General features: G+C 34.6%; 18 protein-coding genes and 2 pseudogenes. 12 read left to right on the top strand and 8 right to left on the bottom strand.

Annotation, left to right across the window (positions count from 1 at the left end):
* The first annotated feature begins 63 nt into the window (after positions 1-63).
* The 5 genes from IGJ02_RS00855 to IGJ02_RS00875 all read left to right on the top strand — a co-directional run bounded on the left by IGJ02_RS00855 (position 64) and on the right by IGJ02_RS00875 (position 5,938).
* Entirely contained in the window at positions 64-879 is an 816-nt protein-coding gene (locus IGJ02_RS00855; protein ID WP_430602868.1) for a WxL domain-containing protein, read from the top strand.
* 106 nt (positions 880-985) lie between these two features.
* Entirely contained in the window at positions 986-1,363 is a 378-nt protein-coding gene (locus tag IGJ02_RS00860) for a hypothetical protein (RefSeq protein WP_430602869.1), read from the top strand.
* Complete coding sequence (locus tag IGJ02_RS00865) at positions 1,353-4,226, top strand: WxL domain-containing protein (RefSeq protein WP_430602871.1); 2,874 nt, start codon at positions 1,353-1,355, stop codon at positions 4,224-4,226. The genes IGJ02_RS00860 and IGJ02_RS00865 overlap by 11 nt, the downstream gene beginning before the upstream one ends.
* Before the next feature lie 59 nt (positions 4,227-4,285).
* Positions 4,286-5,344 carry a DUF916 and DUF3324 domain-containing protein gene (locus IGJ02_RS00870; RefSeq protein ID WP_430602872.1) on the top strand — a complete coding sequence of 353 codons (1,059 nt, stop codon included), beginning with the start codon at positions 4,286-4,288 and terminating at the stop codon, positions 5,342-5,344.
* 189 nt (positions 5,345-5,533) lie between these two features.
* On the top strand, positions 5,534-5,938 hold the full coding sequence (locus IGJ02_RS00875; protein WP_430602873.1) for a pyridoxamine 5'-phosphate oxidase family protein: 405 nt from the start codon (positions 5,534-5,536) through the stop codon (positions 5,936-5,938).
* A gap of 384 nt (positions 5,939-6,322) precedes the next feature.
* Here IGJ02_RS00875 and celB read toward each other — a convergent pair whose 3' ends face one another.
* On the bottom strand, positions 6,323-7,669 hold the full coding sequence (celB, locus tag IGJ02_RS00880; RefSeq protein ID WP_430602875.1) for a PTS cellobiose transporter subunit IIC: 1,347 nt from the start codon (positions 7,667-7,669) through the stop codon (positions 6,323-6,325).
* A gap of 317 nt (positions 7,670-7,986) precedes the next feature.
* Between celB and IGJ02_RS00885 the strand changes: the two genes are divergently transcribed.
* Positions 7,987-9,171, top strand: a complete 1,185-nt coding sequence (locus tag IGJ02_RS00885) for an IS110 family transposase (protein ID WP_430602100.1) — start codon at positions 7,987-7,989, stop codon at positions 9,169-9,171.
* A 107-nt stretch (positions 9,172-9,278) separates the two neighbouring features.
* Here the strand turns inward: IGJ02_RS00885 and IGJ02_RS00890 are convergent, their stop codons facing one another.
* The 4 genes from IGJ02_RS00890 to IGJ02_RS00905 all read right to left on the bottom strand — a co-directional run bounded on the left by IGJ02_RS00890 (position 9,279) and on the right by IGJ02_RS00905 (position 12,523).
* The gene (locus IGJ02_RS00890) at positions 9,279-10,670 is read right to left on the bottom strand and encodes a glycoside hydrolase family 1 protein (RefSeq protein WP_430602877.1); all 1,392 of its coding nucleotides are present in this window, start codon (positions 10,668-10,670) and stop codon (positions 9,279-9,281) included.
* Between the two features lie 234 nt (positions 10,671-10,904).
* The gene (locus IGJ02_RS00895; protein ID WP_430604054.1) at positions 10,905-11,363 is read right to left on the bottom strand and encodes a hypothetical protein; all 459 of its coding nucleotides are present in this window, start codon (positions 11,361-11,363) and stop codon (positions 10,905-10,907) included.
* A 276-nt stretch (positions 11,364-11,639) separates the two neighbouring features.
* A complete protein-coding gene (locus tag IGJ02_RS00900; protein WP_430602878.1) occupies positions 11,640-11,810 on the bottom strand; it encodes a hypothetical protein in 171 nt (56 codons plus the stop codon).
* A gap of 344 nt (positions 11,811-12,154) precedes the next feature.
* A complete protein-coding gene (locus IGJ02_RS00905) occupies positions 12,155-12,523 on the bottom strand; it encodes a DUF1433 domain-containing protein (protein WP_430602879.1) in 369 nt (122 codons plus the stop codon).
* A 135-nt stretch (positions 12,524-12,658) separates the two neighbouring features.
* Between IGJ02_RS00905 and IGJ02_RS00910 the strand changes: the two genes are divergently transcribed.
* The 3 genes and pseudogenes from IGJ02_RS00910 to IGJ02_RS00920 all read left to right on the top strand — a co-directional run bounded on the left by IGJ02_RS00910 (position 12,659) and on the right by IGJ02_RS00920 (position 14,276).
* The gene (locus IGJ02_RS00910; RefSeq protein ID WP_430602881.1) at positions 12,659-13,108 is read left to right on the top strand and encodes a hypothetical protein; all 450 of its coding nucleotides are present in this window, start codon (positions 12,659-12,661) and stop codon (positions 13,106-13,108) included.
* A gap of 15 nt (positions 13,109-13,123) precedes the next feature.
* Positions 13,124-13,747: pseudogene (locus IGJ02_RS00915) on the top strand (lipase family protein); the annotation flags it as partial.
* A gap of 118 nt (positions 13,748-13,865) precedes the next feature.
* A complete protein-coding gene (locus IGJ02_RS00920) occupies positions 13,866-14,276 on the top strand; it encodes a hypothetical protein (RefSeq protein ID WP_430602882.1) in 411 nt (136 codons plus the stop codon).
* 45 nt (positions 14,277-14,321) lie between these two features.
* Here the strand turns inward: IGJ02_RS00920 and IGJ02_RS00925 are convergent.
* Both IGJ02_RS00925 and IGJ02_RS00930 read right to left on the bottom strand, forming a co-directional pair.
* Positions 14,322-15,022 (bottom strand): annotated as a pseudogene (locus IGJ02_RS00925) (transposase); the annotation flags it as partial.
* A gap of 396 nt (positions 15,023-15,418) precedes the next feature.
* Positions 15,419-15,931, bottom strand: a complete 513-nt coding sequence (locus IGJ02_RS00930) for a DUF6933 domain-containing protein (RefSeq protein ID WP_430602883.1) — start codon at positions 15,929-15,931, stop codon at positions 15,419-15,421.
* Positions 15,932-16,190: 259 nt separating this feature from the next.
* Between IGJ02_RS00930 and IGJ02_RS00935 the strand changes: the two genes are divergently transcribed.
* From IGJ02_RS00935 to nagA, 3 genes are all read left to right on the top strand, one after another.
* The gene (locus IGJ02_RS00935) at positions 16,191-16,760 is read left to right on the top strand and encodes a hypothetical protein (protein WP_430602884.1); all 570 of its coding nucleotides are present in this window, start codon (positions 16,191-16,193) and stop codon (positions 16,758-16,760) included.
* A 109-nt stretch (positions 16,761-16,869) separates the two neighbouring features.
* Positions 16,870-17,640: a DeoR/GlpR family DNA-binding transcription regulator gene (locus IGJ02_RS00940; RefSeq protein WP_010761933.1), complete on the top strand. Its 771-nt coding sequence runs from the start codon at positions 16,870-16,872 to the stop codon at positions 17,638-17,640.
* Positions 17,637-18,782 (top strand): N-acetylglucosamine-6-phosphate deacetylase, encoded by a 1,146-nt coding sequence (nagA, locus tag IGJ02_RS00945; protein ID WP_430602885.1) that lies wholly within the window; start codon positions 17,637-17,639, stop codon positions 18,780-18,782. The genes IGJ02_RS00940 and nagA overlap by 4 nt, the downstream gene beginning before the upstream one ends.
* Before the next feature lie 56 nt (positions 18,783-18,838).
* Here nagA and IGJ02_RS00950 read toward each other — a convergent pair whose 3' ends face one another.
* Positions 18,839-19,006 carry a hypothetical protein gene (locus tag IGJ02_RS00950; protein ID WP_430602886.1) on the bottom strand — a complete coding sequence of 56 codons (168 nt, stop codon included), beginning with the start codon at positions 19,004-19,006 and terminating at the stop codon, positions 18,839-18,841.
* Between the last annotated feature and the right edge of the window lie 109 nt (positions 19,007-19,115).

Here is a 19,115-nt window from a genome sequence, read left to right on the forward strand (position 1 = left end):
TAAAATGGTACCTTATTTATAAGGTATAGAATATACCAAATTTTGTTTCAAGGGAGAGTTATTATGAAGAAAATAGCTACAAGTTTATTATTAAGTTCAATCGTTTTAGGGTCATTATCAATTTCAACATTTAGTGCATATGCAGAAGATGTTGCTCAATTAGGTTCAGAAGGATCAATCAAGTATTTTGAAAATGATGAAACTGTACCCCCAGTTGATCCAGAAGATCCAGATCCAACTGATCCAGTAGATCCAGGTAATCCAGACCCAGAAGGTCCAGATCCAGAGCCAGGAACAGATGGTCCATTAAGTTTAGACTATGTGCCACATTTGTACTTTGGTTTAAACCAAATTACAAATAAAGACACTGTTTATGATGCATATGCAACACCATTACGTAATGCAGAAGGTGGAGTAGAGAAATACGTACCAAATTACGTTCAAGTAACAGATGAACGTGGTGAGTATACTGGTTGGACATTAACCGTTGCTCAAAAAGATGAATTTACTTCTGGCTCAGGTGCAACGTTAGGAAATGCTACACAAATTTCACTAACACAACCAAATACTCTTGGTGTTTGGGAAGATGCTACAACGCCATCTGTTGTTGCTAATCCAATCAATTTATTACCTAATAACGAAGCGCAAACAGTATTTGCTGCAGCCGCTGCTGAAGGTGAAGGAACGTGGGTTAATTCTTGGGGAACTGTTGAAGAAGACCAACGTTATGCAGAAATCGCTGGTGAAGAACAGCCACAACTTCAAGCAACACAAGTTAATAAAGCGGTACAACTTTCAGTGCCAGGTTCAGTTAAGAAGCAAGCAGAACGTTATGTAACAAACTTAGACTGGGTACTATCAGACACTCCAGCTCAATAATAATATATGATTCTGTCATAAGTAGAGGTTGGCTGTATATGTCAGCCTCTTCTTTAGTATAAGTAGGCTATGTTATTGATAATACAGAGTGAGTGTGAGGTGAATCATGAAAAAAAATGTGTTTCTTCTAATAGCTAGCTTCGCCATGTTTTTTACTTTTTTTGCGTATGTTAGTGCTGTTTTCGCAGAAGAGCCGTCAAGTATTAGAAGTCAAGGATCCACAAGCTTTTTTGGCGTCTATGAGGAAGTAGTTCCAGATCCAGGTCCAGATCCAGCACCAAACCCAGGACCAGTAACTGAGTCAACCACAGAAGAAAATGATACCGGTACTAAGAATAATGGAAATAATTTTGGTGTAGATTTACCTAAAGCAGGAGAGGCTGCGAGCAAATTATTAGTGCCAGGTTTGATAATAATTGCGATTGCCTTTTTTCTTATTATCTTTCTCAAAAAAAAAAGAAAGGAGGAAGAACATGAAAAATAAGCTATCTAAGTGTTTACTAGTTGCTTTACTGGTAGTTTCACCGCTAATAGGTTCTTCAGAAAGTTTTGCTAATGAAAAAACTGACAATGTTCCAGCAACAAGCGGACAAGAGCCAAATACTCAAAATACACCAACCAATGAAACTTCGGCATCACCAACAATTGCGCCAGTTATTATCGGCTATGAGGATTATACAGATGTTAAAGTTGAAAAGAATACGTTTGTATTAAAAGTTACTGGTGAAGCCTTGTCAAAGAAATACGAATATACACTACCAACAGAACTAACGGTGAAAAATATCACTGGAGAAATAGAATACAACAAAGACAAAAACAGCCTTATTTTTCCTAAAGAATCCCAATTTATTAGTGATATTGAATTGGTTTCATCAATAGTAGACAAAAAACAAACTTATGAGTTTGATTTTGGATTCAATGATGAAGTATCGACAGTTGTGACTAAAGTAACTGTTAATACAAATGAGACGTCAACATCAGATTCTGAGGAAAAAACAACGAATTCGGATAAGAAGCAAACAAAAGAAGCGAGCTCAGATAATGTTAGTTTATATGCGGCAGACGATCCGATGTACTTAGGACCACTTTCAGGTGCGGCAGGTAGTATAAACCAAGACAATATGGGGGATTTTCCGTCCAAATTTAATTTTACACCTAAGATTTATCCAGGGGTAACGCTTGTTGGGTACAACACGACGAATGCAACGTCGACCATTGCTGAGAAACAATTAACGAAGGATGAAATGGTTGCAATTCAAAATTACGGTGGTTATTTTATTTATTACAAACGTGCAGGGATTTATAAGGGACGTTATGTGGATATTCAATGGCAATTCTTTCCAAGTCCCAACTTAAATCAGAATATACCACTGAAATTTCACTCAACGCTTAGTGGGTACCCTGATAATAAAATCATGTCTATAACGAATATGTTCTATAATAGTCGTTTGAATACATCGATGTACTTCTATGATAGCGCAACAGCCAAAACAGTTAATATTTCTGGTTATTTATCTTTTGGTAATGTCGACAATACCGAGTATTATGCTTTCGATATTGATAAAGTGAAAAATTATGTTTATTCATTTAGTCAAAATAATTTGAAGTATATTTTAGCTACACCTGATGGTGCGGGCGTAACGACGAACTTTGGAGTTCAAGGGCAAGATCCAGGGATGACTACTGTGACTCCTGCTAATTCGTTTACAGTAATGTTTGAAGATCAAGCAAGTTTTCCGATTACGTATGGTTATATTAGTTCAGGAGTGGGCGCTGCCCAATGGTTAGGGAATATTGACTTAGATTTACTACGATTAGGGTATAACGCACCCGTTCTCTATGGTGATGAGACTGGTACGAACATTACGGATAACACGTTGGAGTATCGAGCAATCCAGATGAATCCTTCACGTGGTGGTGGACAGACGCAGATTGTATTGCCAGATAAATATACAATCAATATGCAAATTGAGCATTATGATTTATTGAATCCAATCACTGCATCGGATATTTCAGTTAAACGTTTGGATACGAACACTACAATCACCAATCAATTTGATATAAGCGTTGACGATAATGGAAAAATCGTATTAGACCTGAAAAACATAAAAAATCCATTAATTCAGATGGATAATTTTCCATCAACGATGGAAATAAAATTCAAAACGACTGCAAAATCAGATGTTAAACTGATGGAGGCTTATCAAAATATTGATGGTCAAGGATATTATGTATTTCCAATCAACGGAAATTTAACATACCGCCAACCAGCTGTTGAAAATGATATCGTCATTGAAGCAAACGAGGCCCAAGCTAAGATAGAAACAGATGATGTGCCGATGCCAGAACCTGAAAAAAGGTATACGAATGTGACAAAAGCAGACGGATTGAGCAGAGAACAAAATGCATTGTTTATTGGTGATATCCTACAATACGAAATCAAATTGAATAATTATAGTACTGCACTTGAAAATGTTACATTAACAGATCAGCTACCAGATGCAACGCTATTTCGAAATGTTGGAGAGTATGAATTAGTTGTGGACGGGAACAAGATTGATATCCCAGATGATTTTTATGATAAAGATCTTAATCAGTTAAAAATATTGATCGATGCTATCCCAGCAGATGCTGAAGTAAGTTTGAAGTATAAGCTTCAAGTAACAGGTGTGGCACAAGGAACAGAGTTGATTAACGATGCTATCTTTAGTCTAGCCGATGGAACAGAGACGGGAACAAGCGTTACAACAGAAAAAGTAAGTAAAATCCCAGTGTTGAACCCTGAAGCGATGACAGAAACTCTTTCACCTAATACAGGTACAGTCGGTGAACAACTAGGAAACTTAAACTTAGTATATGTTCCTTCATTTGATTTTGGTGAGCAAATGATTACAAATAAAGATAGTCAATACAATGCAAATTTACTAAAAAGTTCAGATGGAACAGAACATCCGAACTTTGTACAATTGCATGATACTTCTCAAGATCAAAGTGGTTGGAAACTCTCAATGTCACTTGGTGAATTTTATGATAGTCAAAAAGAGAATGTTTTGTCTAACGTTGAATTAGTATTAAAAAATGCTCAAGTAAATACTTTTGAAGGCTTGAATCAATCTTTTGAAGGGAATTTATCACAAGAAGTAACGGTATCTGCTGGTGGGGATTCCAACTTGTTTGCTCAATCAACAAGCAAAGAGGACAATCAAAACATGACGATAGCATTTGGTAATACATCTGAAAAGACGGCAGAAAGTTCAGTTGTATTAAAAGTACCAGGAAGTACCAAGAAAGTTAAAGATAAATACACGGCTAATTTAGATTGGCAACTACAAAATGTGCCAGAATAAAAAAGTGATGGAGAGTACAACTCTCCATCGACTTTTTTTAGTGGTCAGAGAGGAATTTTATGAAAAAAATCAAATATATCACTATTTCACTTATCTTAACTACACTATTTTTAATTATGGGAACTACATATGGAACTGCTGCGGAGTTTAAATTCTCTGTAAAACCTATTCAGTCTAGCAAACAAATAGATAAAACGTTAACGTACTTCGACTTATTGCTAAAACCGAAAGAAGAAGAAACATTACAAGTTGAATTAGAGAATGCGACGGATAAAGACGTACTAGTAGATATTTCAGTAAACACAGCAAAAACAAATGGTAATGGCGTAGTAGAATATCGGGAGAATGATTTAAAAAGCACTGAAAATTTGCCAGTAGATATCAGTGAAATTGTTACGTTTCCTAAACAGGTGACAGTACCCAAAAAAGGGAAAATAACCGTTGATTTTAAAGTGAAAATGCCAGAAAAAAACTTTGATGGTGTATTGGCTGGTGGTATCCAGTTCAGAGAGCATGGACAAGAATTAGTAGCCGATAAAGACGATAAAGATGCAGTAGCAATCAATAATACATTCTCCTATGTATTAGCTATGATTATTCGAGAAAACCAAAATGATGTCACATCTAATATTAAATTAGAAAAGGCGTTTATGAAAACGGAGTATGGACGTAGTAACACAATTTTGCAATTACAAAATAATTCAACTAGTTATTTAAAACAAATGGTAATTGATGCTAACGTTTATCGTGAAGGTGATACGGAGGCGGTGGCGAGTATTGTAAAGAAAGAGATGCAGTTTGCGCCAAACTCGATCATGGATTTTAGGATCGGCATGGCAAATAAGAAGATTGATCCAGGCAAATATACTGTAAAAGGTACTTTATATGGGAATGAAAGTAGTATAGGTGAATATAGTTATGATGAAACAAATTATCATTATAGGTATAATTTAGAGTATAGTTTTGAGATTTTACCAGATGAGGCAAAAAAGATAAATGAAGCTAACGTGAACATTGAACCTGAAAATTCAAACATGTTTCTATACATTTCAATTGTCGTAGTTTTAATTTTGATCGTTGTATTTTTAGTCATTTTCATATTTTATAAAAAAAGATAGATAAAATATGAAAAAAGTGTATATCTTAAAAAAGTAGTACAATTAAAATATTGCTACTATTATTAAAATACTTAAGGGAGCGATAAAGCTCCCTTTTAAAATGAAATGGATTAAAAAAAGTAAAATCTTTAAATACATTGGACCATTGATTGACAAGAAAATGAATAATTAACAAGGAGCGTTTTTGAGTTGGGTTTACACGAACGAATTATGAAGCTACTAAATTTAAGCAATGTGTTTTTAATTGCAACCCTTGATAAGCGTGAGTTTCCTACGGTAATTGCTGTATCATCACCATTGTGGAGAGAAGGGCTATTAAAATTACAATTCTACTTAGATGGCAATGGAGAAACTGTTAGAAATATCCAGCGTAATTCTAAAGGAACTGTGTGTTGCTATGAAGAGGTTACACATGAAAGCTTACTTTTAAAAGGAAAGTTCACTATTGAAACTATTAAAGATATAGAGCTAGTAAATCCTAAATTATCTATATATCAAAAAGAGTTAAATCATCAAATGCCTGTATTAGTTACTTTTGAAACATTTGCAGCTAGAATACACATGGACAAACGAACTAAAGAGGTCATTGTATAGTTGACATATTAGAAGCTGGCAGTCAGTTTTTAATATGTCAACTATATTTTGGGTATTCAAATACAAGCAAGAGAATTAAAGTAGATTTTCGATTCTATACTTTTTAAGGTTGTACGGTATATTATTTGATAGAATATTGTCCTTCAATTCTCTTTTTTGTCAGTTCAAGAAATGTATACTAAATAGGTAAAAATGTCAGAGTGGAGATATTTTTGGAGAGGTTCATAGGTGAAACAATAAATTTGTTTAAGATAAAGTACGTGTTGAGTATTCTCAGCAAAATAGGAGCTTATAATACATTGACTAGTAGGAACTTGAAAGTAGATCCTGGGTGAATTGTCTTAATGTACTATACCTGTATGATTTAAGCAGAGTACATTCGAGTCAATCTTTCTCCAATGACATCGTCTGTTCTCCATACAACTTCCCATCATACATCTTGAAAAACGGATAATAACAAACAATCGAAACCGCCAAATTAATCAGGGCAATCAATACAGCTCTAAAATCTCCTCCAGTGCCAAGAAATGCCCCAATTCCCACAGGCGAAATCCAAGGAATTCCAGTCGTCACTTTATTCACGAAACCAACAGAAGAAGCAAAGTAGGCAATCGTCACATTGATCAAAGGTGTTACAATAAATGGAATGATTAAATAAGGATTGTAAACAATCGGTGCCCCAAAAATCACAGGTTCATTGATATTAAACAAGCCAGGAAGCACAGCCGCCTTACCAAGCACTTTAAGTTGGTCTGATTTTGCGACAAAAATCATCAGTAAAACTAAACCAAGTGTACTACCAGCGCCACCGATAAAGATATACATATTAATAAAATCTCCAGCAAAAATATTGGTTCCGCCATTCACATTTTCAGTCAATGCAACTAATAAAATTGGATTGATAAAACTATTTTTAATAACGGCAGTTCCATGGACCCCAACAGCCCACAGCAGATGAATCAATAGCATAATCACAATGATTCCTAACCAAGAACCCGTTAGATCTTTAACGAACTCAAATGGTTTTGACAATAATCCATGTAAATCAGTATGGAACACCGCTAAAATTGTATTGATAAATAACATCACAAACGCAATAAAAATAGCAGGAATCAATGAAGCAAAAGCTTTACTTACACCATCAGGAACCCCTTCAGGCATTCGAATGGTAATCTTCTTTTTCACACACCAACGATAAATTTGAGTCGCAATTACAGCTGTGATAATCCCGATAAAAATCCCAACACCACTAAAGCGAGTGACCCAACCACCGAGTGCGATTCCATTATAAACGATTGATGTTTCACTTTCAGATTGAATCAGCTGGGCACCGCCATCAACGATGTCTGTTTGTACAATCGTCATCAAAAAGGCAAACAATCCTAAAATAGCCCCAACAAAGCTACTCAGCCCGTCACTTTCTTCTTTCCGATAAATATCGGTTAAATAATAAGCAGTCGCCAAACAGTAAAAAATGGCGATCGAGCCGATCGACATGGTGGTAGCCACACTATAAATCGGAGCAAATTTCAAAATAGTATTTTCAAAAAATGGTGCTAATGGTGGAATAATCTGCGGTAAATTATTGATGATCAGGAAAATCGATCCGACGATCGTAAACGGTACCGTAATGATCCCGGCTTGCATAATCGCTCGAATAAAGCGCAAGTTCGCAACTTTATTCAAAGGCGGCATCAATTTTGTTTCTAAAAAAGTAAATACTTTATTCATTTTTTTCTCCTTGTATATTATATTTAAGGTTTTAATCTTCCGATTTTAGTGGATAACCTTATGAACCATTGTTATTTTTCATTAGGTATTAACTCAATAAATTTGAGATAATATAATTACTGGATTGAGAGGCTATGTCGTTTTCTCCTTGAGTCTATGAACTCGTCATCGAAAGACTGACACCTCTCTCTGTTTAGCTGTTTACGAATGAGTTAGATGTTGAAAGCCTTCTGGCTTTACTCCGTATCTAGAACAAGGTAGTAACGCTTTTCAGTTGAGTGGATTTCAATCCAAATCCTTATGAAGGCGGTATAATTATGTTCTACATTGGAATTGATATTGGGAAACGTTCCCATGTTGCTTCAATCATGAATGATGAAGGAAAGGTTGTTCTTAAAGGATTTTCTTTTCCGAATACCATTGAAGGTGGAGAAAAATTACTTGGAAAAATTCATGATTTTTCTTCTTCATCAGATGATTTTACTGTAGGTATGGAAGCTACCGGTCATTATTGGTTAACGGTTTTTTCATACTTACATGAAAAAGAGTTTTTAATTCATGTTCTTAACCCCATCCAAACGGATGGGTGGCGTAAAGGGACAGAAATTCGTAAACGTAAGAATGATATTATTGATTCAGTTTTAATTGCAGATCTGATTCGCTTCGGTTCCTTTGTTGAAACGACACTCTCTGATGAAAATATTTTTTCTCTTAAACAGCTTTCCCGTTATCGTACTTATCTAGTTGGGACAGCGAGTGACTTTAAACGTAAAATCATTGCCGTATTAGACCAAGTTTTCCCTGAGTATGACTCAGTATTCGGTAAATCAGGTGTTTTTGGTAAAGCATCCAAAGAAATTTTACTTGAATTTAGTTCTCCTGAAACACTCCATGATATCTCTGCGAATACTCTTGCGAAACTACTTAAAGAAGCGAGTCACAATCGTTTAGGGATAGATAAAGCCAATGCCTTAAAAAGTGCTGCGAGTCGATCTTTTGGTATTACTTTTGCTCAAGAGACCTTTACTTTCCAATTACGATCAATGATTGAACAACTTAAATTTCTGGAAGCCCAAATTAAAGATACTGAAACTGAAATCAAAAAAATCATGGTTATTCTGCATTCTGTCATTGAAACGATCCCAGGAATCGGACCAATCAATGGCGCTACTATTCTTGGGGAAATTGGAGACATTAGTAAATTTTCCAATCCTACAAAATTAGTCGCATACGCTGGTCTAGACGCGACTGTTTCTCAGTCTGGTCAATATCAAGCAACACATAACGTTATGAGTAAACGTGGTTCCCCTTATCTTAGAAAAGCCTTATTTTCAGCTGCTTTAATTGCAGTACAACATGATCCTGTTCTTAAAGCCTTCTACGAAAAGAAACGTTCTGAAGGGAAACACCACCTCACAGCTCTTGGAGCAGTTTCCAGAAAGTTATGTTACATCGTTCATGCGATTCTCAAAAAGAACGAACCTTACGAAATACGAATGTAACTCAAAAAAATACCTTTGCTTTCTCTTATTTGTTATGCACTTTTTTGTTATTAAATTTTGGACTAATTCTTTTATTCTTTACTTGACTTCTTATAGTTAGTCTTTCTTTAAGAGGGCAGTTGATTCGTTTTGATCAAGGATTGGTACCAATAAAAACTATCTTTTTTATAACGAGCGAGTTCTTTTTCATCTTGCTCTGTGCGATCTACATAAATAAACCCATAACGCTTGCTGATACCTTCATGAACACTGATCAAGTCGATTGCTGACCACGGGCTGTATCCAATCAAGTCAACACCTGCTTCAATGGCTTGTAAGCATTGAGCAATATGTTGCTCTAAATAGTTGATACGGTAAGAATCGTGAATTTTACCATCTGCTGTTAATTCATCTTTTGCTCCTAAACCATTTTCGGTAATAATGATCGGCAAGTGATAGCGATCATAGAGTGTTTGCAACGTGGTTTTTAAACCATCTGGATCGATCGTCCAATTGAATTCATTTTTCTTCAAATGAGGATTAGTGAAGCCTTTATAAAATCCCCATTCCATAATATCTTCACTTTGTTGATCACTGATCCCGTTTGCCATACCGTCTTTTTCGGTTGGTTTTTCTACAGTGACTGTGGTGTAAAAATTCATAGCAACGAAATTTGGGAAGTTGTTTTCCATCAATTCCTGATCTTCAGCGGCAAATTCAATCGTGATATCATTGCGATTTAAATAGTCTTTAAATACAGCGTTGTATCGGCCAAAACAAGAAAAATCTAGGTAGGCCCAATTACGAACACTATTAAAATAAAGAGCGGCTTGGTTGTCCATTGGTTTGCTCGTTGCTGGATACACAAGAGAAATATTCGGTACAGGACCAATTTGACTACCTTCGATCAATTCATGGCAACGTTTGAAGGCATATTTTTCAGCAATCATTAGATGATGAAATTGTTGATATTTTTCTTGTAGTGGGATTTCTTTCCCTAGAATTTTTTTATCAACTAATAGCATGATGTTTGGCTCATTGATCGTCAACCAATGTTTTACGCGGTCGCCGTATGCTTCAAATAAAGTTTCAGCATATACTTTAAAAGCATCTACGGTACTACGAACGCTCCAACCTCCTTCATCTTCTAAGGCTTGAGGTAAGTCAAAGTGATTTAAGGTGATATAAGGTTGAATCCCGTATTTTAGTAATTCATCAATAACTGCGTTGTAATGCTGCAAGCCTTTTTGATTGATTTCACCCCGACCATTTGGAAAAATTCTTGTCCAAGCAATGGAGAAGCGGAAGATTTTGATGCCCATTTCAGCCAGTAAACGGATATCTTCTTTGTAATGATGATAATGATCTACAGCCACTTTAAAATCTGCGATTTCATGATTATCTCTTGGTCGTGTATCTTGAACACTTAATCCTTTGCCGTCCGTTTGGTAAGCTCCTTCTGTTTGGTGGGCGGAAATGGACGCGCCCCATAAGAAATTTTCTGGAAATGTATGTGTCATATAAATTTTCTCCGATCATTTTTTTGTAAAGCGTTTTCTTTGTCTTGAAATAAGCGATTGTTTGGATAAATTCAATGCAATCTAAGGAACTGTTCATGAAAGAATATATATGAAAAGTTCAAGATGACAGCTTGTGTTCAATTTGACAATCACCTAAGAAAAAGCTAACCCTTCTAGTATACCTTTTTTATTCAAATAACACTTTAACGGGGATTCCTTGTGCTTGATAGCTCGTTAAAATGGAAGATGGAATCGACATATCTGTATATAATATATCAAATAAAAACGTTCGATCATAAATGAGCTAACGGTCTCTAAATTAACGGAGGGGGGATAAACGATTTTGGGCCCTTTGGTATGCTGGATCATCGTACGATAAACAAATGTTTCACTCAATGGTGTGGTCGTTACTTCATGTGTATTAAAACCAGCAGCTTCAATAATGCAAAAATCCGCCTCAATCTTGTTAAAAGCATAGGTAGCAACATCGCCAACAAGAGCACGCGTATTTTTTTCCAGCTCACCACCGCTGATTGTAATCAAGGCTTTTTTCTCAGGGTGATCAATGGAAAGAGCAGAAACGTCATTGGTCAGAATGCTGATTTCAAGAAATGATAATGTCTGAATGATAGCTGTAGAAAAAAGGCCAGCGCCAATAAAAATTTGTACTTTTTTTGGTAATAAACCAGTGATTTCTTCAACAAATGCTGAAAATTGAACACTCTAAAACATTGTTATAGCAGCGTTTTAAGATAGTTTAACTACGTATACCTTATTAAACATAAAAAAGTCAGAGCATCTTGTCCTGACTTTTTCTACTTTTACTTAATAACATTTTTTTATTTAAATAGTACAGATTCTTTCGACTTGTGTAGTGCAATAGACGAAGACACTTCATTGAATAGTTGTTCTTCTCAATATAATGTAATTTTCTGTTCTTTATTGATAATTGTTTCAAACCTACTATAATTAATGATTGAAATGATTTATTTGGGTGGGAGGGGTTGGCCAAGCTTTAAACGATTCTTTCTCTTCGGGTGTTAAGTCTCTATATAAATTAGGATGTACTATTTCCCCACTTCCATTGGGAACGGATTTTTTTACGTCTTCTAAACTAGCTGCATTTGATACGTTACCCATAAAGAAAACTCCACCTATCACTATCAATACTAGAACTCTTTGCTTGGATAAAACCTTCATTTATTAAATCCTACCGTCATTTTTTATTTACTATATTTTATGACTTAATGAATACAAAAATAACAACTATAAAGAATATCTTGTGAATATCAATTTTACATAAAATTAATTATATCAAGTTCCAGGAATACCACTCTTTTAGTATGCAAAAACATCAAAATTAATTGGTTTACCTTGGAATTAAAAAAGATACCTTACTAAATTGATGTTTCTCAGGATGAGGATAAAGAGGAGTCGGAGATCAAGCTAACTCCTCTTTATCTATCCTCAGTTCTCTTTTAAAATCAAGTTGTTTTTGATCCATATTTTTCTTTCCATAAGCTCATTCTAGCGGAAGAAGACATTGTTGTTTTTTCCTCTGCTTCTATTTCAGAAACGGATTTTGTATCTTGTCCAGGAAACTTATAATTTTTTTCAAAGAAAGGATCAGCTAAACCATTTACATACTCAATATCCGATTCAAGTGATGCAGGTACAGATATTTTTAAATTTTTATTCTCATTAACATATCCTTTAATTGAGAATCCACCCATTGGATTTTTATTAGCTTGCGTTAATGTAACTGATTTAATATTGTTATAATTATATTTTAAAAATTTTTCTATTTTTGGTTTCTGTTCTTTCATGTAATAATTCATTTCGCTCTCTTCCATGCTTTTACATCCTCCAAAGGCTAATACAATTGTCAATATTAAAATACTTAAACATATATATTTTTTTCTTATCATAACACACCTCTTGTGATAGTATAGTTATTAATTACTAAATGATAATATAAGGAGGACTCGATGTCTAATAAAATTAAAGATGAAACTTTTTCAAAGTTATCTTTTGATAGTTACGAAGATGAAAATTTAACTATAGGAGCGGTGCTAAAGACAAAAGATGGTGATTATAGAGTAATTAATTCTATTGATAAAGAATCCGGACTACAAGCAGTTGCAGTAGTAAATCAAGCTGATTATGACAAAATCCAAAATGGTGGACAACCTGATAATATTATCTTTGTATCTCGTGGCTCTTCTGAACTAAAGGATTGGACGACAAATTTTAATCAATTAGGAACAAACCTATCAGTAGATAACATAAAAGAGAATTCTTCCAAAACGCAATACGTGAGATTTATTGCAGAAAATGCATCGAATACTATTAAAAATCCCATCATTTCTCATTCATTAGCTGGCTGGAGTAAAGGTTCTGCCAGTGATAATCATCAATTTATTGAATATGAAAAATGAGTAAATAAGGTAGTAAATAATAGAAAACCTGCTGATTATAGTTTTACAGGTCACAGTCTAGGTGGTGCATTAGCTCAATTTATGGGCGTTATGAATAATAAAAATGCAACAACTTTTGCTGCTGCTCGCTGTTATCGTATTTTACCTAAAAAATACCGAGATTTAGTTGATCAAGGGTACTACAACAATAGAATTAGAGATTATAGACATGAACTTGATCCAGTGGGGTTTGTTCCTCTAGGAAAAACAATAGGTAAGCGTTTTTTAGTACAGTCAAATTCTGCAAAATTTCCAGTAGTAGGTCATATGAATAAGTCATTTTCAGGTATATTCAATTCTGATGGGAGTATTAAAATATTCTATGATCCCTCTACTTTAAATGCATCAGGAAGAGATTTTATAAATCTTTCAGAATCTCTATTAAAGACATTACGGCAACTTCAAAATTTTGAAGAGCGTGAAGGTATGGCTATTATGAATTTAATGAAATCGATTCAAAATGGACTGAATGGTGGCTGTTATTCTGAATTATCTGATTCAGACGTGACCGAAGTTATTCAATCCGTTTTCCCGTTTTGCAAAGGAAATACTCCAAGCACTTACAATACTGACGTATCACTTGAATTAAAAGCAATATAAAAAAAGCAAGTCAAAATATTAGGAAAATAGGCATTGCTATGCAGAATTCTGCTACAAAAGCTGTAGACGAGGATAGAGCAGAAGCCAATTCATTCAAACTATAAAGAGGTTATTGACTATGAAGTTAGACGCATCGTATCAATCAAATATAAATTATTATCAGAGAAAAATTGATGAATACAATAGAGAAGCTCAGAAATCTAGTGATAAACAAAGCTTAACACACAAAACTACGAATGTTACTCTGTTGAAGATAGAGCTCGATTACTACAAAAAACAAGAGAAAAAGAGAGTACAAAAATTAGCGTTAATACAAGAATGTAAAACCGTCTGCAACGAATACAAACCTGAAGCTAAAAAAACTAAAAAAAGTCTTAATTCAGATGCACAAAATGCAAGTAAGAAAGTTGTTGCAATAAATGGAAAACAAATGATTAAAGGGAAAAGTGGTAAAAAATTGGAGCAGTCCTTAATTGCTGTCCGTAACTCAGTTAATACCATTGAATTTAGTAGCAATTCTTTTAGCTAACGCAATCATTTATAAAAAGATAGTTATGAAATAAAACTATAAATATTGAATCAAAAATGAATTTTCTTTGTATTTTTTACTTTCTTTGTGGTAACCGCCATACGTAGTCAAAGGAATTTTATGCAGAATATTGTTGATATACATATAATTTTCTTCACTACCGTACCGAGTATCTGCCACAATATATTCTGGTAATTCTTTGTGCTAGTCTAAAAAGCGATCTAAGAACGGATTTAGGGCTTTTGTATCTGTTGAATTCGGGAATAGGTCATAGGTTAACATGTACTGATTTTTTGTTGCGATTTGTAAGTTGCATCCTGACTTTAGCTGACCATTGCGCATGTAATCATCTTTCATGCGCATAAAGGAGGCATCGGTATCTGTTTTGGAAAAGCTTTTTCGTTCTTGATAAAGTTTATTGTACCGTTCATACTTTTGTTTTCTTGGTAGGTAATCTGTTTGGACTTTCCGGAGGTATTTTTTGTAGGTTCTTCTGTTTTCTGTAAATCAGTTTGTAGACGGCGAGTAACTTCTTCTAGCTGGTCGCTCGTCAATCCATGGGCTGGACCTTCTTCTTTTAAACAGGGCACGATCTCTTCTTGATAAAGAGCTTGATAGAACGCTTCGGATTTTTCATCCAAAGAACGTTCATAACATGTTGTCGCTTTTTACCACACAAAGCTGAACTTGTTGGCATCCGCTTCGATCTTTGTACCATCAATGAAAATAGCTTCATTAGGGGAAACTATTCTGAAAAAGATTTTTTAATAATCATGGGACCAGTTGAACATTGATTGAAAGATCATTTGGGTAGAAATTGTTATTTGAACATTCGTTTAAAAAAATAGAAATAAATTAAAATTGAACAAGTATGATAGCGTTCTGTAAAAAATGAATATATCTGGGGAAGGTAGCGGTAGTTTTCTAGAGTCAATTTTGAATGAAAATCAATTGTAGACTATAATAAATATAGGACTAGTGTCCGACTTTAAAAGTACGACAAGTATCATGATGAAAATCATGGTGCTTTTTCGTTAGGAGAAAAGTTCAATAGGGTATAAGTAAATGAACATTTCCAAATCGTTGCTCTGACAATGTTTTAAACTGTTCAATAAAGTTGCTCAAAAAGAGAGTTAGAAAGCCTATAGCTTATCTAACTCTTTTTTTACAACGTCAATGCTAAAAGAATATTCAGGAGTCATACTGCGATATGGCGTTTTAGCGAGGAATTCCATTACAGAAGTCTGTAGTCGTGAATTCAGGTCAATATCTTCGGGATAAGATTTCAGCGTTTGAATCATGTTGTTGTTAATACCGCTGATCGAACGGTTATAGGCATAAGAAATTTCCATTCTGCCAGCTCTCAAAAAATATTTTTTTAGTTGATAAGGTTTGTCTGTACTATAACCAAAAACATGTTCAATTCCTTCTTTTACATAATCAGAAATCTGTTGTCTGTTTGCTGCATTAATATCAGCTAAAACGATTGGAGAAAAAGACAGGTCATTAACTAAAACTAAAATTTTTTTTCTGTCCAAAGTAAAATAATTAGCGTGCCAAGAAAAAAATGATCGTTCAGTTGAACTTGTTATATTAGTAGAAACTGGAAATTCGCTGAAAAGTGGTAATGATTTTTTTGTAGGTACAATGATCATAAGTAAACTCCTTTGACGTTTATCATGAGTACAGTATAACATACACAGAGAAAATGATTTAAAGTACAAATTAATCCTATACCAAAAACAGTCATTAATGGAAAATATCCTGAGCAAGAGTTTTTTGTAGAAGAAGGGACACAATTAGCTGAAGTGAAATTAACTAGATGTTCAGCTTTTTTATGTTGCTTTATGGAGTTGATTTATCTAAATTTTTAGTATAATGTGACTATAACAAAGCAAGAACAGGAGCGATCACATGCCCATAATGGAACGTCCAGATGAACGGGAAGCATTGGAAATTCTTCGAAAAATAGAACCTGAAAAATACCAAGAAGCAATCCTTTTAGATAAACCAGATATACAAAATCCAACTCAAAATATTGGTGTAGAAGTTACCCAATCATTGAAAGAAAGTGTTCTAAAAGCGTTGAGTATTGACGAAATCAATGTCCATAACGATAAGCAAATCCTTGAAATCATTAAGGAGAGATATGGAAATGATGTCCTTAGAATCAATTTACCTTTGCCTGATAATACCAAGAAAAAGGTTGCTATTTCAATTGCTAATTGGCATTCATTATTTAATTTAATCGAGGCTTACGATAATAAAGTTGAAAAACTCCAAAGTGGTAATTATAAGCTATACAAAGAAAATAATTTATTCATATTCGTGTTTGGAGAGGATGAAAAAAGTATTGAGCAACTAGCCAAACATATCTATAGGAAAAAAGTTGGAAGGCAGTATGATTTTGTTTATGTCTATAGTCAACCCACTGTATACATGATCGATCGCCAAATGAATATCGTTGTAAAAAAGACTTTTTAGATAAAAGTCTTTTTTTTGCTTACGAAAACTTAAAATATTTTCGGAAAAACTTATTAATGTGCAAACGGGAGTTTTTTTGTTATACTCAAAATAAATCAGGAGGTAACGTATGAATCAAAAAGAACGGATCGCAAAAATTTTAGAGTTACTACAAGAGAAGGAAAAGCTAGACGCAACCGAATTAGCCGACTATTTCCAAATATCTAAAGACAGCATTCGCCGAGATATCTTACTGATCGTCAATGATGGTTTAGCTGAAAGATATCGTGGAGGAATTGCATTGCCGATCATTAAAACCAAAATCGAAGATTACTCCAAGCGTTTAGTTGAACATAGCCAAGAAAAAATTCAAATTGCACGAAAAGCAGTCAAAGAAATAGCAGATAATCAAACCATTTGGCTAGATGTTTCAACAACTGTTCAATTTATCGCAAAAGAACTTACCCAAGAAAATGTCCTGATTGTCACCAATTCGATCGACAATGCAATATCAGCGACAGAAGTGAATAATAAACAGGATGTCTATCTGTTAGGAGGATACTTCAACTCTAACTCTCACTTGTTGAAGGGGACATCAGTGATTGCCCAATTAGCTAATTTTTATTTTGACATCGCGTTTATCGGTGCATCAGGCATCAGTGACGCAGGCTTGTTTTACTCTGAATTAGAAGATATCGAATTAAAACAAACCATTATCAAAAATGCGAAAAGAACCTGCGTTGTACTCGATAGCTCTAAAGTTAGAAATACGACCAATTTTAAATTAGATTTTGCAAAAATCGATCTATTGATCACAGATAAACCACTGCCAGATTCAATCACGAAGCAATTACGAAAAAACGAAGTCAAAATCATTCTTGTAGAAGGTGGAAAAAAATGAAAACACTTATTCAAAACGTAATGATCAGTAAAGAAGATAGCCTAGCATTAGTCGATATCCTGATAGAAAATGAACGTATTTTAGCGATAGAATCATCAGAGGCTAACACTTTTTCTAATGAGGTCGTGAATCATCGAATCAATGGCCAAAAACAATTGCTGATTCCTGGAATGATCGATGTTCATATTCACGGAGCCAACAACTTTGATATGATGGATGGCACTACAAAAAGTATTCAAGAAGTGTCTAAAAAGTGTTTGGAAACTGGATCTACTGGTTTTTTAGTAACGTCAGTCACTTCTTCTTTAGTAGCATTGTTAACAATGATCGATCGAACCAAAGAAGTTATAGGGCATGAAATAGGAGCGAAGATTTTAGGTATTCATTTAGAAGGCCCTTATTTAAACATTAAACGAAAAGGCATGCAAGATCCGAATTATCTCAGAAATCCAGACTTAAAAGAAATGGACATGATTTTTGAACGAGCAGGTGATTTGATCAAAATGGTTACCGTAGCACCAGAATTACCAGGTTGTTTGGAATTGATCACCTATTTAAAACAAAAAAACGTTGTCGTTGCCATTGCACATTCTGATGCAACATACGAAGAAGCCCAAGTTGCTTTTCAACAAGGTGCTACACATATAACTCACTGTTTCAACGCAATGCCGTCGATCCATCATCGGGCACCTGGTTTGGTTACTGCAGCTCTTGAAAATGATGCGGTCAGTGTTCAGGCAATTGTTGATGGGATTCATTTACATCCGGGAATCGTCCGTCTATTACACAAAATAAAAGGAGCAGACGGGATGGTTTTAATCACAGATGCTTTACAAGCTATGGGTGTGGGAGATGGTGTTTATGAATTTGGCGGACATCATGTCACGGTTGAAAATGGCGTTGCCCGCTTAAATGACGGCACATTAGCATCCAGCACAGTCACGATGAATGAAGCACTGAAATTGAGTGTGGAGATGGGCATTCCGTTAGATGATGCAATCAAAATGGGTTCAACTACACCAGCTACTATTTTAGGTGAAAAGAAATTAGGGAAGATTGCTGTGGGATACGATGCTGATTTGATTCTTTTGGATGAAGAATTTAAAGTAGTCAAAACGGTCTTAAAAGGACTGGTAAAGTAGTAGCTGATTTTTATAGCAAAAAAGCGCATGAGAAATGGGTCCTCATGTGCTGTTACTCAGTTGTTATCTAGCTGATGTATTTTATGTTTTAATGTAGCCATTTCTTTTTTTAGTCGATTGATTGAAAGGATACAATAAAGAACGAGACCTGCTAAAAGCGGGTCTAATAGTACATAGAGAATGTTCATAAATGTCTGATAAACGAGTCGAATCTGCTCTACCATTTTTTATCCCTCCCATAGATATGCCTTAAGTCTGCTGGAAGTATCATTAGACCAACAAGCCACTTTTTATTCCATTGTTCCAAGTTTATTTTCCTCCATTTGTTTATCC

Origin of the sequence: Enterococcus sp. DIV0724b (assembly GCF_050531475.1) — a bacterium.
GTDB classification, from domain to species: domain Bacteria; phylum Bacillota; class Bacilli; order Lactobacillales; family Enterococcaceae; genus Enterococcus_L; species Enterococcus_L haemoperoxidus.